Source organism: Mycobacterium europaeum (assembly GCF_002102155.1).
Lineage (GTDB): Bacteria > Actinomycetota > Actinomycetes > Mycobacteriales > Mycobacteriaceae > Mycobacterium > Mycobacterium europaeum.
In genome coordinates, this window is the sequence record NZ_LQOU01000010.1 from 130,656 (window position 1) to 147,012 (window position 16,357).

Annotated in this window: 14 protein-coding genes; 10 read left to right on the forward strand and 4 right to left on the reverse strand. The window is 68.8% G+C overall.

The window, feature by feature from the left end:
• Window positions 1–486 precede the first annotated feature (486 nt).
• Together AWC03_RS04660 and AWC03_RS04665 are read right to left on the reverse strand one after the other, a co-directional pair.
• On the reverse strand, window positions 487–1,659 hold the full coding sequence (locus AWC03_RS04660; protein ID WP_085239340.1) for a sulfotransferase family protein: 1,173 nt from the start codon (window positions 1,657–1,659) through the stop codon (window positions 487–489).
• Entirely contained in the window at window positions 1,656–2,753 is a 1,098-nt protein-coding gene (locus AWC03_RS04665; protein ID WP_085239341.1) for a DUF1214 domain-containing protein, read from the reverse strand. Before AWC03_RS04665 ends, AWC03_RS04660 begins: the two co-directional genes overlap by 4 nt.
• A 60-nt stretch (window positions 2,754–2,813) precedes the next feature.
• On the opposite strand from AWC03_RS04665, the gene AWC03_RS04670 reads away from it, so the two are divergent.
• Window positions 2,814–3,398, forward strand: coding sequence for a TetR family transcriptional regulator (locus tag AWC03_RS04670; protein WP_085239342.1), 585 nt, complete (start codon window positions 2,814–2,816; stop codon window positions 3,396–3,398).
• Between the two features lie 11 nt (window positions 3,399–3,409).
• Here AWC03_RS04670 and AWC03_RS04675 read toward each other — a convergent pair whose 3' ends face one another.
• Window positions 3,410–3,991 (reverse strand): TetR/AcrR family transcriptional regulator, encoded by a 582-nt coding sequence (locus AWC03_RS04675; RefSeq protein ID WP_085239343.1) that lies wholly within the window; start codon window positions 3,989–3,991, stop codon window positions 3,410–3,412.
• Between the two features lie 143 nt (window positions 3,992–4,134).
• Between AWC03_RS04675 and AWC03_RS04680 the strand changes: the two genes are divergently transcribed.
• The 9 genes from AWC03_RS04680 (at window position 4,135) to AWC03_RS04720 (ending at window position 14,507) form a co-directional block, all read left to right on the forward strand.
• Window positions 4,135–6,360, forward strand: coding sequence for an acyl-CoA dehydrogenase family protein (locus AWC03_RS04680; protein ID WP_085239344.1), 2,226 nt, complete (start codon window positions 4,135–4,137; stop codon window positions 6,358–6,360).
• An 8-nt stretch (window positions 6,361–6,368) separates the two neighbouring features.
• Window positions 6,369–7,577, forward strand: coding sequence for a thiolase family protein (locus AWC03_RS04685; RefSeq protein WP_085239345.1), 1,209 nt, complete (start codon window positions 6,369–6,371; stop codon window positions 7,575–7,577).
• A gap of 7 nt (window positions 7,578–7,584) precedes the next feature.
• Entirely contained in the window at window positions 7,585–7,998 is a 414-nt protein-coding gene (locus AWC03_RS04690) for a Zn-ribbon domain-containing OB-fold protein (protein ID WP_085239346.1), read from the forward strand.
• Window positions 7,999–8,225: 227 nt separating this feature from the next.
• On the forward strand, window positions 8,226–9,563 hold the full coding sequence (locus AWC03_RS04695) for an amidohydrolase family protein (RefSeq protein WP_085239347.1): 1,338 nt from the start codon (window positions 8,226–8,228) through the stop codon (window positions 9,561–9,563).
• 2 nt (window positions 9,564–9,565) lie between these two features.
• The gene (locus AWC03_RS04700; RefSeq protein WP_085239348.1) at window positions 9,566–11,893 is read left to right on the forward strand and encodes a CaiB/BaiF CoA-transferase family protein; all 2,328 of its coding nucleotides are present in this window, start codon (window positions 9,566–9,568) and stop codon (window positions 11,891–11,893) included.
• Between the two features lies 1 nt (window position 11,894).
• The gene (locus AWC03_RS04705) at window positions 11,895–12,236 is read left to right on the forward strand and encodes a hypothetical protein (RefSeq protein WP_085239349.1); all 342 of its coding nucleotides are present in this window, start codon (window positions 11,895–11,897) and stop codon (window positions 12,234–12,236) included.
• Window positions 12,237–12,257: 21 nt separating this feature from the next.
• Window positions 12,258–13,427: a thiolase family protein gene (locus tag AWC03_RS04710; RefSeq protein ID WP_085239350.1), complete on the forward strand. Its 1,170-nt coding sequence runs from the start codon at window positions 12,258–12,260 to the stop codon at window positions 13,425–13,427.
• Window positions 13,424–13,846, forward strand: coding sequence for a Zn-ribbon domain-containing OB-fold protein (locus AWC03_RS04715; RefSeq protein ID WP_085239351.1), 423 nt, complete (start codon window positions 13,424–13,426; stop codon window positions 13,844–13,846). Before AWC03_RS04710 ends, AWC03_RS04715 begins: the two co-directional genes overlap by 4 nt.
• 7 nt (window positions 13,847–13,853) lie before the next feature.
• Window positions 13,854–14,507, forward strand: coding sequence for a PadR family transcriptional regulator (locus AWC03_RS04720; protein WP_085239352.1), 654 nt, complete (start codon window positions 13,854–13,856; stop codon window positions 14,505–14,507).
• On the opposite strand, the gene fadD1 is transcribed toward AWC03_RS04720, so the two are convergent.
• Complete coding sequence (gene fadD1 / locus AWC03_RS04725) at window positions 14,446–16,089, reverse strand: fatty-acid--CoA ligase FadD1 (protein ID WP_085239353.1); 1,644 nt, start codon at window positions 16,087–16,089, stop codon at window positions 14,446–14,448. The two genes, AWC03_RS04720 and fadD1, sit on opposite strands and share 62 nt — an antisense overlap.
• Window positions 16,090–16,357 lie beyond the last annotated feature (268 nt).

Genomic DNA, 16,357 nt, shown 5'->3' on the forward strand with positions numbered 1-16,357 from the left:
CAGGCGACGTCTGTTGTGCGCGGGCGCCGGCTTGGAAGGCGGCTCAGCGGACAACCCAGTCATAGCCTGCTCCGGCTGCCGTGGTGGTGGCCCGATCCGCCCCTGCGGCGGGGCCGGGGCCCCACCGGGCGGATGCGGAGGGGAGGACGGCCGGCCGGCCGCCGGATACGGCGGCGGACTCGGTCGCCGACCAGGGGGTTGCCGTCGGTTCGGTGACGACGGCGGTGGATACGGCCGCCCACCCTGAGGAATCTGCCGGGTCGGAGATTCCGACGGGGGTACGGGCGGAGGCCCAGGCGGTAACGGCCCCTTACTATTGCCAGCCGGCCCGAAGCGGCGAATCCAATCCGGCGAGCTACCGCCCGAAGGCCCTTGCGGAGTGTTCACCAACGCAATAGTGCCCCATCAACATGAACGCGCTCGCGGCCATCCATCCGATCGCGTGTTGGCGCTGCTGTTCGAGCGAGCGGCAGACGCTTTGCCGCTTCACCGGAGCTGTTCGGTCGGGACGCCGTACCGGTCCTGGTAGCCGCGCACCCGCTCGCGCACCTCGCCTTCCTGCAGGCCGGTGTCCGACCAGGTGTACCGGCCGCGGCCGCCGTCGCCGGGGTGGACCGCGAGGAACTCGCGCATCCTCTGCTCGGCGTCGGGGCGCAGTTCACGATCCAGCCGCTGGTAGATGTCCTTGATCGTGGTCCACGGGTCGTTGACGAAGTCGCGGTATTGCACGTCGATCACGCGGTCCGTCGGCACCGCCGCACTTTCGCGCAGGGCCATCTCGCGTTCGAGGCCGACCGCGATCTCCTCGTAGGACTGGGCCGCGCACTCGGCGATGCTGGATTCGTCGCTGCACATCCGGCGCAGGTGGTGGGTCAGGGCGGCGATCGAGGAGATGACGTTGAGCGGGTCGCGGTGGGTCTGCACGATCAGTGCGTCGGGGTATTCGGCCAGCAGCGTGTCGAGCTGCCACAGGTGTGCCGGAGACTTCAGCAACCACTGGCCTGGCACACCGGATTGCAAGTGCTGCAGAAAGATTCGATGGTAACGGTAGGCACCCGCATGGTCGGCCTCGTAGAGCAGCCAGCGGTAGTAACCGGGCAGCCGGTACTGCACCGAGAAGATCATGCTGACGAACTCCCCGGCGGTGATGCGCACGCACTCCTGCCCGACGAGGGCGCCCATCGGATGGAACGCCAGAAACCCCGGCATGATCTGCTCGGACATGTCGATGCCGGCCTGCGCCTGCGCGATGCGTGGATCGTCGTGATAGGTCTCGGGCTGCGGAACCGGACAGGGCTCGTCGACCTCCCATGTCAGCGGGGCCCGGAGCGCGGGGTCCTGGGCGAGCAGGTCGTACAGGATGGTGGTGCCGGTCCGGGGCTGGCCCACGATGAATATCGGCGCCGCGATCGGTTTGGTGGCGATCTCGGGATGCTCCTTGCGCCACGCGATCACGCCCAGGCGATTCTTCAGCGCCCGCATGATGTCGAGGTTGGCGATCTCCACGCCGATGTCCGACAGCCGCGCGTCGTTGATCAGACCGTCGGTGAGGCGGTGCAGCCCGGGCCGCCACCCCTCGGCGCCGAAGTCGTCGCTGCCGGCCTCCTCGCAGGCCGCGTCTATCAGCCGTTCCGGCGCGAACCGGTCGTGCAGCGTCATACCGTCTCCTCACAGCGGTGCACCGACACCGTCACCTCGGGAGGCGTCGGATTGTCCAGCCAGCGCAGGACGACGAATCCGCGGTGCCGGCCACCGGTGTCGAGCCAGTGGCCCACGCCGAAGTCCTTGGCGGAGACGGTGATTCGCACCCGGCCGTCGGCATCGGGCACCACCGCGCGATTCGTCACCGAGCTGTGCCGAGTGCGCGGTTCCAGGCACTCGTGCCAGATGCTTTCCAGCGTGACGTTCCAGAACCGGGTGTCGGGGGCAACGATGTCGAGCATGAGGACCTCGTCGGGGTCCAGCCGGTACGTCCCGATCATGTACAGGTTGTCGGGGGTGGTGTCCGCGGCGCCCAGGTCGGCGGCCTGCGCAGTCAGCAACGTGTTGGGCATGCCGAGCAGTTCGGGCTTGATGGTGCGGTGCAGCGTCGCGAGCTTCATCAGGGACCAGGCCATGGCGGTGAACTGATCGGCGAGTTCGGCGTCCGTCAGCGGCGTCAGCGGCGCGGGGGCCAACGCCTCGATCCGCAGCGTCGCGAGTTCTTCGCGGCCGCGATCACCGATGTACTCGCGGACCACCACCGACGAGGCGTCGTCGGGAATCTTGACCCACTGCGCGCCGGCGAGATCCGAGGGCTCGTTCGCGGAGAGCACGAGCGCGAATTCGCCCGAGCGCAGCGCCAAGTCGCGGTCGCTGACGTAGCCCGCCATCCGGCGCGGCGTCAGCCCGGTGCCGGCGAGGATCTGCACCCCGAGGTAGGCGCTGGTGCCGCGGGAACCGGTGATCCGGTAGCTCCGGTCCCCACGAATCATGGCCAGGTAGTAGTTGCCGTCGGGATTGGGGCCGCCGACCATGCGGTTGTCCGCGCACATATCGAAGAACGAGGGCCGCTCCGCGTCGGCCTCGACCGTCATTTGCGCGCACAGGGACGAGATGCGGGCGATCAGCCGCAGCCCCTCGAGCAACTCTCGCTCGGATTCGGCGTCCTCGGTCACGATCTTCGTGACGTCCGTGACCATCTGCGCGAAGAACTGCCAGGCGGCGCGCGCGTGCGGGGCCCGCTGATCGGGCGGATCGACAACCTGAGACATCGTCTCATGCTAAGACTATGTCTTACGATTCAGGTGCGATTCGCGGGAAAAGGCGGGGGAATGGCTGCCACGACGTCGTTGGCCGAACGGAAACGCACGGCGATGCGTCAGCGCATCGCGGACGCCGCCGCTCAGCTGGTCGCCGACCGCGGACTGGCCGCGACGACGGTGGAGCGCATCGCGGACGAGGCCGACATCGGGCGGGCGACCTTCTTCCGGTACTTCAACTCCAAGGAAGACGCCGTCGCCGAGGGCATGACCGCCCACTGGCTCAACAGGATCACCACTGCCCTGGCGGCCCAGCCGGAGCACCTGAGCGCCATCGACGCGGTCATCGGCGCCTTCGCCGAGCTCGCCGCCGGATCCGCCGACATCGAGCACCAGATCCGCGAACTGGCCATCCTCACAAGGTCTTCCGAGACACTGGACGCCTGGACACTCCACATCTATGTGCGCTATGAACGGGCCATCGCCGACCTCATCGCGCCGCGCCTACAGCGGTTGGCCGCGCAGGACCCCAGGCCCCGCCTGATCGGTGCGCTGGCGATGGCCACCGTCCGCATCGCTCTGGACGACTGGCTCAGTCACGGGGGATCGCTACCGGACCGCGTCGGTCAGGGGCTTGCGGCGATCACGCTCGCGTGATTCGACCGGTATCAACCTTTGAGTGCCTCGACGATGAGCCGCGTCGTGAGCTCGGCTCGGTGTCGTGAATACCGTTGCGGGTCGGACAGGATCGGATAGACGACGCCGCCGACGATCGCGTCCGCGGCCGACTCGGCGGTCGGCTCGTCGATGCCGTCGGCAAGGATCCGTGCCCGGACACCCTCGTGCAGGGGCTCACTGAATCCGGCGCGCAGTTTGGCCGCGGTCTCCTCGTGTTCCATGCCCGCGGTGGTCAAGATCCGCAGCATGGCCGAACCGCGGGCCGTCGTCAGGGTCGTGGCGAGCTTGCGCACCCAGCCCACCAAATCGGCCGCCAGATCGTTGGTGTGATTGACCGCCGCGAGGAGCTGGTCGGCGTCCTCGAGCATGACGTCGGCGACCAGGGCCGGTCGGCTGGGCCACCAGCGATAGATGGTCTGCTTGCCGACCCCGGCCCGAGCGGCGACCGCCTCGATGGTCAGACCGTCGAACCCCCGCTCCAGAAGCAGTTCGCGCGTGGCGGTGACGATCGCCGTGCGCGACTTCTCGCTGCGCCGCCGCGGCGGGCTCACTCGGCTGAGATCGCTTGGCATATGGTGATCCTCACTGCCGCGGTGGCCCGCTTTACATAGCCTGACTGCCCCCGGTAGTCTGCCACAAGACGAGACGGTCCGTCTTGTGAGTCGGAAGGGTAGCAGTCGGTGCGGCCAACCTTAGCCACCTCTCGGCCGTCATCGTGACCCTCGGATTGAGCCCTGAGCAGCAGGAGCTCAGCGCTGCCGTCGGACAGTTCGCCGCCCGGCACGCGCCCATCGCCGCCACCCGCGACAGCTTCGACGACCTCGCGGCGGGGCGGCGGCCGGCGTGGTGGAAGGCGCTGGTCGGCAACGGGTTTCATGCGGTGCACCTGCCCGAAAGCGTTGGCGGGCAGGGCGGCCGGCTGATCGACGCCGCGTGCGTTCTCGAGGCGGTGGGCAAGGCGCTGTTGCCGGGGCCGCTGTTGCCGACCGTCGCCGCCGGGGCCGTTGCGTTGCTGGCCGACGCGACGCCCGCGGCCGAGGCGCTACTGCGCGACCTGGCCGCCGGCGCCACCGCGGCGGTCGTGCTTCCCGACGAAGGCGCCTTCAGCGCGCGCTCCCACGACGGGGGGTGGCTGGTCACCGGCGCGTCGGAGGTGACCGCGGGCGTGTGCGCGGCGCGGACCGTGCTGGTCGGGGCCCACACCGACGGCGACGGCCTGGTCTGGGTGCCGGTCGACACCGAAAAGACCGGCGTGACAGCCGAACCCGTGAACGGCACCGACCTCGTCGCCGACGCCGGGGTCTTGCGACTGGACGCCTACCGGGCCGCGGGCTCGGAGGTGCTGACCGGAATAGACCACGACCGCGCGCGGTGCGTCACGCTGGGCTTACTGGCCAGCGCGATGTCCGGCATCGTCCAGTGGTGCGTCGAAGCGGTGACCGCGCACCTGCGGATCCGCGAACAGTTCGGCAAGGTGATCGGCACGTTCCAGGCCCTGCAGCACAACGCCGCGATGCTGTTGGTCAGCAGCGAACTGGCCACCGCCGCGGCCTGGGATGCGGTGCGGGCCGCCGACGAACCGATCGAGCAGCACCAGATGGCGGCCGCGGGTGCGGCGGTGATCGCGATATCGCCGGTGCCCGACCTCGTCCTGGACGCGTTGACCATGTTCGGCGCGATCGGCTTCACCTGGGAGCACGACCTGCACCTGTACTGGCGGCGGGCGATCAGCCTCGCGGCCTCGATCGGCCCGGCGAATCGTTGGGCCAGGCGGCTGGGGGAGCTGACCTGCACCCGGCAACGCGACATGTCGGTCGACCTCGGGGCCGCGGAAGCGGAGTTCCGGGCGTGGGTGGCCGAGACCCTTGACGCCGCAATGCAGTTGCGCAACGACACGCCGGCGCCGCACGGCGACTACCCGGACCAGGCCTCCGGGCCCCAGCGCACGTTGATGGCCGACGCCGGCCTGATCGCGCCGCACTGGCCGGCGCCGTGGGGCGTCGATGCGGGTCCCCTCAAGCAGCTCATCATCGACGAAGAGTTCGCCAAGCGGCCCGGGCTGGTCCGGACGTCGCTCAACATCGCCGAGTGGATCCTGCCCTCGGTGCTGGCCGCCGCGCCAAAGGACCTGCAAGAAAAGCTGATTCCGCCGACCCAACGCGGCGAGATTCATTGGTGCCAGCTGTTCAGCGAGTCGGGCGCCGGCTCCGACCTCGCGTCGCTGGCCACCCGGGCAACCAAGGTCGACGGCGGTTGGCGGATCAACGGCCACAAGATCTGGACGTCGTTGGCGCAGTACGCCGACCTTGGCGCGCTGCTGGCGCGCACCGACCCCGAAGCCAGCAAGCACCGTGGCATCGGTTACTTCATCCTGGATATGCGGTCGCCCGGCATTGAGATCCAGCCGATCAAAACGGCCACCGGGCAGGAGCACTTCAACGAGGTGTTCCTCAACGACGTCTTCGTCCCCGACGACATGTTGCTGGGCGCCCCCAGCGACGGCTGGAACCTGGCGATCGCGACAATGGCCGAAGAGCGCTCCGCCATCAGCGGATACGTCAAGTTCGACCGCGCGGCGGCGTTGCGCCGGCTGGCAGCCGAACCGGGACCCGACCGCGACGACGCGCTGCGCGCGCTCGGCGAACTGGACGCGTACACCAACGCCATCAAGGCGCTGGGCGTGCGGGAGACCATCCGGTTGCTCGACGGCCAGGTGTCGGGCCCGGCGTCCAGCATCGCCAAGGTCGCGATGAACGTGCTGTTGCGCAAGACCTTCGAGGCCACACTGCGCTTGACCGGTCGGGCGGCGATGGTCGCCGACGCCGACCCCGACATCGTCGAGCGCTACCTGCACCTGCCCGCCGAGTTGATCGGCGGGGGTACCCGCGAAATTCAGCTGAACATCATCGCGCAGATGATCCTCGGACTACCCCGGAAGTAGGACCGCGCATGGGATTACGTGGAGAGGCCGCGATCGTCGGCTACGTCGAGCTGCCGCCCGAGCGGCTCAACAAGGCCTCGCTCGCCCCGTTCGCGATCGAGCAATGGGCGGAGCTGTCCGCGGCCGCCCTCGAAGACGCCGGATTGCCCGGCGACGCGGTCAACGGCATCGTGGCGTCGCACCTGGCGGAGTCCGAGATCTTCGTGCCGTCCACCATCGCCGAATACCTGGGCGTCGGCGCGCGATTCGCCGAGCACGTCGACCTCGGCGGCGCCAGCGCGGCGGCCATGGTCTGGCGCGCCGCCGCGGCGATCGAGCTGGGCATCTGTGACGCGGTCTTGTGCGCGCTGCCGGCCCGATACATCACGCCGTCTTCGAAGAAGAAGCCCAGGCCGATGGTGGACGCGATGTTCTTCGGGTCGTCGAGCAACCAATACGGTTCTCCCCAGGCCGAATTCGAGATCCCCTACGGCAATCTCGGGCAGAACGGGCCCTACGGGCAGGTGGCCCAACGCTACGCGGCCGTGTACGGCTACGACGAGCGGGCGATGGCCAAGATCGTCGTCGACCAGCGGGTCAACGCCAACCACACCGAGGGCGCGATCTGGAAGGACAAACCGCTGACGGTCGACGACGTCCTGGCCAGCCCCGTGATCGCCGACCCGCTGCACATGCTGGAGATCGTGATGCCCTGCGTCGGTGGTGCCGCGGTGGTCGTCGCCAACGCCGACCTGGCCAGGCGCGCGCGCCATCGGCCCGTGTGGATCAAGGGATTCGGCGAACACGTCCCGTTCAAGACCCCGACCTACGCCAAGGATCTGCTGCACACCCCCATCGTCGAGGCAGCCGACACCGCGTTCGCGATGACCGGGCTGACCCGCGAGCAGATGGACATGGTGTCCATCTACGACTGCTACACCATCACCGTGCTGCTGTCGCTGGAGGACGCGGGCTTCTGCGAGAAGGGCAAAGGCATGGAATTCGTCGCCGGCCATGACCTGACCTTCCGCGGCGACTTCCCGCTCAACACCGCAGGCGGGCAATTGGGTTTCGGTCAGGCCGGACTCGCCGGCGGCATGCACCATGTCTGCGACGCCACCCGCCAGATCATGGGTCGCGCGGGTGCGGCGCAGGTCGCCGACTGTCACCGCGCCTTCGTGTCCGGCAACGGCGGCATCCTGTCGGAGCAAACCACGCTGATACTCGAGGGGGATTGATTCCGACATGACCACCTTTGAGCGCCCGATGCCGGTCAAAACGCCTACCACCGCCCCGTTTTGGGACGCACTGGCGCAGCACCGCATCGTGATCCAGTATTCGCCCTCGCTGGGAAGCTACGTGTTCTACCCGCGGGTGCGCGCGCCGCGCACGCTCGCCGATGACCTGGAGTGGCGAGAGATCTCCGGCATGGGGACGTTGTATTCCTACACGGTGGCGCGGCGCCCGGTCAGCCCGCACTTCGCAGACGCGGTTCCGCAGCTGCTGGCGATCGTCGAATGGGACGAGGGGCCAAGGTTTTCCACCGAAATGGTCAACGTCGACCCCGCCGACCTCAGGGTGGGGATGCGGGTGAAACCGGTGTTCTTCGACTACCCCGAGCACGACGTCACGATGTTGCGCTACGAGCCGGCCGACTGATCTCGCCGAGGGTGCGGCCAGCCGCACACGCGAGCCCGAAAGTGCGGCGAGCCGCACCCTCGCCACAGCGACTATTAGTCCGTAGCCGGCGCCGGAATCGCCGGACCACCTATGTGGGCAGGCCGCATTGCACGGCAATCGAACACAGCGATGCTGGCGCCGAGCTGGCGGTTGACACTGTGATCGGCGCCATTATCTACTAGTCGCAGATCATCGAGGAGCGCGGCATGAACAAGGACGACTTGATCCTGATCAGCGTGGACGATCACATCGCGGAGCCCGCCGACATGTTCGACGCGCACGTCCCCGCCAAGTACAAAGACCGCGCGCCCCGGGTGGTCGTCGAACCCGACGGCGTCCAGCAGTGGTACTACGGCGACGTCCGCGGCCGGAACATGGGCCTGAACGCCGTGGCGGGCAAGCCCCGCGAGATGTACAACATCGACGCCTCCCGCTACGACGAGATGCGCCCCGGCTGCTTCAACGTCGACGAACGGGTCCGTGACATGAACGCCGGCGGGCAGCTGGCCGGCCTGAACTTCCCGAACTTCACCGGCTTCTCCGGTCAGGTCCTCAACCAGGGCCCCGACCGTGCGGTCAACCTGGTGATGATCAAGGCCTACAACGACTGGCACGTCGACGAGTGGTGCGCGGCCTACCCGGGCCGATTCATCCCCTGCGGCATCCTGCCCCTGTTCGACGTGGCCGAGGCGGCCACGGAGGTCAAGCGCCTCGCCGACAAGGGCTGCCATGCAGTGACGTTCTCGGAGAATCCAGAGGCGTTGCAAATGCCCAGCATTCACACCAAGTACTGGTACCCGCTGTTCGAGGCGGTCTGCGAGAACAACACGGTGCTGTGCACGCATGTCGGCTCCGCGTCGCGCTCGCCGCAGGTGTCGACGGACGCCCCGCCCAGTGTGCAGATGACGGCGTCGTCGATGATGAGCATGTTCACCTTCACCGAGCTGATCTGGGCCGAGTTCTGGGCGGACTTCCCCCAGCTGAAGTTCTCGCTCACCGAGGGCGACGTCGGCTGGATACCGTACTTCCTGTGGCGCGCCGAACATGTCTACAACCGCCATTCGGGGTGGACGCAGGCCAAGTTCCCGCCCGGTTACAGCGGGCCGGCCGACGTGTTCAAGCGGCACTTCTACACGTGCTTCATCAGCGACAAGGTCGGCGTGCGCAACATGGATTGGTTCAACGCGGACATGCTGTGCTGGGAGTCCGACTTTCCCCACTCGGACAGCAACTGGCCGTTCGCGCCCGAGGATGTGATGGAGACCATGGGGCATCTCGATGACCGGGTCATCGACAAGATCACGCACGAAAACGCCATGGCCGCCTACTCGTTCGACCCGTTCCGGCACATTCCGAGGGAACATGCCCGCGCCGGTTACCTGCGCGCGCAGGCCGCCGACGTCGACGTGGTGACGCATGTGGGCCGCCGGGCCAGCCAGCGCGATCGGGACGCGTGGACCCGGATGACCCAATTCGCCCTGCAGTCGCAGGTGACGGCCGAAGCCGCCGGAATTTCGGGGCGCGCCACCACCCTGGGCAATTGAACGTGACAGCAGGAGCGCCGTTCGCGGACTGGCGTGTGCTGGAGCTGTCCAACGGGGTCGCCGTGTCCTACTGCGGCAAGATGTTCGCCGATGCGGGCGCCGAGGTGGTCAAGATCGAATCGCCGCAGGGCGATTCGATGCGCGAGCGGTCGGCCGGCGGACCGGCCGGGGCGTTGTTCGCCTACCTGGCCGCGGCCAAGAGATCGGTGATCGACAGCGGCCAGGCGGAGATCGCCGCGCTGTTCGCCGGTGCCGACATCGTGCTCACCGACTTGACCGACGGATGGACGCTCGACGAGATCACCGCCCACACCGGCGCTTCGGCCGTGGTGGTCGCCGTGACACCGTTCGGCACGACGGGACCCTACGTCGACGATCGGGTGATCGCCAACGAGTTCATCCTGCAGGCGTTGTGCGGATCGACCGCCGGCCGCGGCTGGCCGGAGGACGAACCGGTGCAGGCGGGCGGGCAGCTCGGCGAGTGGCTGGCGGGCACCTTCGCGGCCGCGGTCACCGCGGCGACCGCCCGGCACGCCGCGCGCAGCGGGCGCGGCGAGGTCATCGACGTCTCGACGTACGAGGCGATGGTCATCGCGATGGGCGGCCTGTCCGCCATGTCGGCCAGCGTCTTGGGCGCGGACTCCCTGTTGGGGCGGCGCAGCCTGGAACTGCCCTCGATCGTCCCCACCGCCGACGGCCTGGTGGGCTTCTGCACCATCACCGCGCAGCAGTTCCAGGACTTCCTGGTGCTGATCGAGCGTGCCGATCTCCTCGACGATGCCGAACTGGCCTCGTTCGACGGGCGCGTCGCCCGCCGCGACGAATTCCTCGAGATGGTCACGCAGTGGACCCGGTCGCGCACCACCCAGGAGATCGTCGACCTCGCGGTCGCCTTCCGAATCCCGGTGGCGCCGATTGGAACACCCGAAATGCTGCCGGAGATCGACCATTTCGTGGAGCGCGAGGTGTTCGTCGAATCCGGGGCGGGCGGGTTGCAGCCGAGGGTGCCGTATCGCAGCGATGAGATGACGACCAGGCCGCCGGGGCCCCCGCCGCGGCTCGGCGCCGACAATGGCCGCGTCGACTGGCCACCGCGGAACAACCCACGGCGCGGGGCGGACACTCTGCCGCTGGCGGACACGCGGATCACCGACTTCACCGCCTTCTGGGCGGGGCCGGTCGCCACCCAACTGCTGGGCGCCCTGGGCGCCGACGTGATCAAGGTCGAGGGCGTCCGGCGGCCCGACGGCATGCGGTTCTCCGCCGGGCGCCCACCCAGCTGGGATCAGTGGTGGGAGTGGGGCCCGGTCTTTCTGTGCAGCAACAACAACAAGCGCGCCGTCAGCGTCGAACTCAGTACCGAGGCGGGGCGGGCCATCGCGCTGGAGCTCGTCGCCGCAAGCGATCTCGTTCTCGAGAACTTCTCGCCACGGGTGATGACCAACTTCGGCCTGGGCTGGGATGCCGTGCGAGCGGCCAACCCGCGCGCCGTCATGGTGCGGATGCCCGCCTTCGGACTCGACGGTCCCTGGCGTGACCGCGTGGGCTTCGCCCAGACGATGGAGCAGGCGACCGGCATGGCGTGGATGACCGGACACCGCGACGGCCCCCCGGTGATTCCCCGTGGCGTGTGCGACCCGATCGCGGGCCTGCACGCGGCGTTCGCCGCGGTGGCCGCACTGGTGCTCCGCGACCGCGACGGGCGCGGGATGCACGTCGAATCCACCATGGTGGAGGCGGCGCTGAACGTGGCCGCCGAGATGCTGGTCGAATACTCACGCAACGGAATCAAGATGCGCCGCAACGGCAACCGCGGCCCCGGCGCCAACCCGCAGGGCGTCTACCGCTGCCGCGGAGAGGACGACTGGGTGGCACTGGCCGCGGTGGACGACGACGCCCGCGCGGCGCTGGCCCGGCTGCTCGGCCGGCCGGACCTCGGGGCCGACGACTGGCGTGAGCAACCGGACGAAATCGACAAGCTGATCTCCGACTGGACCGCACGGCGGGCGGTGACCGAAGCGGTCGACGCGTTGCGCGCGGCGGGGGTGGCGGCGGCGCGTGTCACGCCGGCCCCGGAACTGCTGCGCGATCCGCACCTGCACGCGCGGGCCTTCTGGGAGCAAGTCGACCATCCGGTCGCCGGCTCCTTCCTGTGCACCGGCATGCCGTTCACGTTCCTGGGCCGGCCGCGGCGCTGGATCCGCCGGGTACCGCCGCTGTACGGCCAGCACACCGAGGAGGTCCTCACCGGCCTGCTGGGACGCAGCCAACAGGATCTGTCCGCGCTGCGGGAGTCGGGAACCATCAGCGCCAGGCCGGCGGGCCTGTGACATGGCGGTCACGCTCTGTGTGCCCCCGCGCGCCGGCGAATTGTGTGCCCCGGTGCGGTTTTTGGTCCGCCACGAGTCGGTGGTGATGGAGTTGACCGCACGGCACCGCATCACCAGCGTGGAATGGGACGAGCGCGAGCATGCCGTCGCGATGGTCGTCGAAATCACCGACCCCGAGACCGCGCGGCCCGTCGACGTACGGATCGATGTGGTGGAACGGGGCGCGGGGGCCGGCGGGCCGCCCATCGGTGCCCGCGCCACGACGATCGGCACCATCACCCGCGACGGGCGGCGGTACGCCGTCGTCGGCACCTACCTCGGCGTCGTGGCAGACGAAAACTAGAGCAACGCAAAGGATCATTCAGTGGCAGCCACCAAACGCACCGCGGCGATCGTCGGCGTGCACAACACCCGGCAGGGCCGGCGCCTGGACGGCGAGACCTCACGGAGCCTGGCCCTGAGCGCCATCCGCGGCGCGCTCGACGACGCGGGCCTGCGCCTGGACGACGTCGACGGGATCAGCGCCGGGCCGCTGTCCACCGCGCTCATCTACGACCTGCGCCTCGGGCCGGCCTGGCAGGGGCTCGCCTTCGGTGTCGGCATGATCACCGAGGCGGTTACCGCGATCGAGCACGGCATGGCCGACGTGGTGGTGCTCGTCGCCGCCCAGGCCGGCGAGTACCGCGATCACGAGGCGACGGCGCCGTGGACGCGGCCGGAAAACGAATTCGTCGCCCCGTGGGGCATGTTCACCACCGCAGAGTTCGCCCTCATCGCGCGCCGCCACATGCACACCTACGGCACGACGCGCGAACAACTCTCTATCGTCGCCGCGACCATCCGCAACAACGGATCGCGCAACCCCGAAGCCGTCTACTACCAACGCGGACCCTTCACCCCCGACGACATCACCGCGTCGCGGCCCATCGCCGACCCCTTTCACCTGCTGGACTGCGCCACCACCTCCGAGGGCGGCTGCGCCCTGGTCGTGGCCGACGTCGAAAAGACGGGCGGCGCAAGCCAGCCCATCTACGTGCTGGGCAGCGGCGCCGACTTCCACGGCCCGTCCTACCAGCACCCGCCGGCGTGGGACCTCGCCGGGCGGCGGGACCGGCACGGCGGATACGTCAACGGCGTGGTCGGCCGGCGCGCCGCCGAGCGCGCGTTCGCCCACGCCGGGCTGCGGCCCGACGACGTCGACGTGCTCGAGCTCTACGACCCGTTCTCCTTCGAAATCATCCGCCAGCTCGAAGCGTTCGGGTTCTGCGGCGAGGGCGAGGGCGGCCCGTTCGTCGCCGACGGCCACATCGCCATCGACGGCAGCCATCCCATCACCACCGACGGAGGAACCATGTCGTTCAGCCATGCGGGTTCCAACCCGCAGATGATGCAGCGGGCCGTCCGTGCCGTCCAGCAGCTGCGCGGTCAGGCCGGCGAGCTCCAGGTCCCCGATGCGCACATCGCGTTGTGCAGCAACGGGGGAGCGGGCGCCTTGTTCACCACCCTGCTGCTGCTGGGGGACGAACCGCGGTGACCTCCGACGCCCTGCGCCCGCAAACCGGCCCGCTGCCCCATGCCAGTAGTCACCTCAGCCTGCCCTTTTGGCAGGGCTGTCGATCGGGGGAACTGCGCTACCAACGCTGCGACGCCTGCGGGTGTGCCAACTTCCCGCCGACCGAGCACTGCCGCCAATGCCTTTCGGCGCAGGTGCGCTGGGAACGCGGCGACGGCCTGGGCGAGATCTACAGCTGGACCGTGGTTCACCGGCCGGTGACGGCGGAGTTCTCCCCGCCCTACGCGCCGGCCATCGTCACGCTGGACGAGGGCTACCAGATGCTGACCAACGTCGTCGGCGTCGCGCCGGAGCAATTGCGGATGGGCATGCGGGTGCGGGTGCAATTCCATGCGGTCGGCCCCGACGTCACGCTGCCCTACTTCACCGGCGAGAAGTAGGCCGGCCGTGAGCCCCCGGCGCACCAGCAACGGCCTGCCGGTGACGGCCTACCTGGTGCTGGGCGTGCTCGCCGCCAACGACGAGCAGCTCACCGCGGGCGAGATCAAGATGCGCGCCGAGCTGTCGGTCGGCCACTTCTATTGGTCGCCGTCGGTCAGTCATGTACGCCGCGAACTGAATCGGTTGTTGGCCCGCGGAATGGTCGGCGAGATCGGCGCCCGGTCGGGAAAGCGGCCGATCACGCTGTACGAGACCACCGATGCCGGGCTCGACGCACTGCGCCGGTGGGTGCGACACTTCCCGGGTGACGACCAGGTCGTCATCAAGCACCCCGTGATCCTCAAGACCTGGCTCGCCCGTGGCGGGGATCCCGAACACATCGTCGACACGTTGGATCGCCATCTCGAGGCGACCCGGGCGCGGCTGGACGAGGCGTTGTGGTCGCGGCAGCGGTCGCGCGACCTCGGCATCAGCGCCGATCCCGACCAGCGCTTCTCGTTCGCCGTCCTGGACTACGCGATCCGCGGCCTGTACGCGGAGTTGTCCAACATCGCGCAGCTGCGCGACGAGATCGCCTGCGGCACAGCGCGGGACCCGGTCAAGCGGGTGAGACGGTCGAAGGGTCAGATCCGCCGTCGCGTGCCTCCGAGCCAGGGCTAGGCGTGGCGATGGCATAGGCGGTGCCCCGTGGGTCGCGCTCCCACAGTGTTTCCCCCGCGCCGACATCGGTCGCCTCGGCGATGAGTTGACGCTTGAGCACCTTGTGGGTGGCGGTGCTGGGCAGGTCGATGGCGATGCGGACGTAGCGCGGGCGCGCCTTCGGGGACAGGTCGGGCTGAGCGTCGAGGAATGCCTCTAACTCGGCGGGGTCCAGGGTGCGCCCCTCGTTGAGGACGATCGCCGCCATCACCTGGTCCCCGACGCGCCCGTCCGGGACGGCGTACACCGCCACGCGGTTGATCGCAGGGTGCCGCAACAGGATTCGCTCGATCGGCGCGGCGGCGAGGTTCTCCCCGTCGACCCTCATCCAGTCGGCGGTGCGGCCGGCCAGGTATATCCAACCCTCGGCGTCGCGGTAGGCGAGGTCGCCCGACCAGTACATGCCGTGGCGCATGCGTTCGGCGTTGGCCTCCGGATCGTTGTAGTACCCGGTGAAGAAACCCGATCCCGCCGTGTTGACCAACTCGCCCACGGCTTCGTCCGCATTGACCAGGGCGCCGTCGGCGTCGAACCGGGCGACCGCGCACTCGGTCACGGTCTCGCTGTTGTAGATCGCCACCCCGTCGACCCCTTTGCCGATCGAACCCCTCGGCGTTCCGGGCTCGCGGATCACGATGACCGCGTTCTCGGTGGAGCCGAAGCCGTCCTCGACCTGCACACCGAAGCGGCGCGCGAACTCCTCGATGTCCTTGTCGTTGGCCTCGTTGCCGAACGCCACCCGCAGGGGGTTGTCGGCGTCATCGTCGCGCTCGGGCGTGGCCAGGATGTAGGCCAGCGGCTTGCCCACGTAGTTCATGTACGTCGCGCCGTAGTGGCGGACGTCGTCGAGGAAGCTGCTCGCCGAGAACTTCGCCGGCACGATCGCGGCGCCGGAGACCACCGCGGGCGCCCAGCCGGCGACCACCGCGTTGGAGTGGAACAGCGGCATGGACACGTAGCAGGTGTCCTGCTCGGACAGGGCGAAGCGCTGGACCAGGTTGATGCCGGCGAACGTCGCCATCAGGTGTGACACCTGTACCGCCTTGGGGTTTCCGCTGGTTCCCGAGGTGAAGATCATCATGAACGGGTCGGTCGCGGTCACCTGTCGGTGCGGCACCAGTTCGCCTGCACCCCCGACGAACTCGGTCCACTCCTGGCTCGAGGTGTCGAGGATCTGGGTTCCCTCCAAATCCAGGCCGTCCAGCAGCGGCCGGTGTTCGGCATCGGTCACCAGGAACTGGCAATGCGCGCGCCGGACGTCGGCGGCGAGCGCCTCACCGCGCCGCGTGTTGTTCAGGCCGCACAGGACGTAGCCGCCGAGACCGGCGGCCGCCATCTGGGCCAGCATCTCGGGGTTGTTCCCCAGCAGGACGCCCACGTGCATCGGCCGGTTCGGGTCGGCGGCGGAGATCAGGGCCGCCGCGCGCTGCGCCGCTCCCGCCAGGTACTGACTCCAACTCCACTGCAGGGCACGGTGTTTGACCGCGACACCGGGGTCGGACACGCGTTTCTGCAGCAGCGCTTGAATCGTGTCCTCGGTCATCGGTCTCAAATCACCTTCACTATGCCTGGTCGCTGCGAGACGAGACGGTCCGTCTTATGGTAGCGGGGGACCGAAGACCGGGAGACCGCGGCAGGTGGCTGCCGTCCGCACCCCGATCCCAGCCCATGACCACCTCGCGTTGTGGAAGTCTTCACGCCGGATTTTCCCAGGTTTCGCTCTCGAACAGTGCGTGTATATCGGCTCCGTCCATCTTCAAGGGCGAAGATTGGCTCATGCTGTTCGAGTTGCACAGGTCGCTGATTCTGCT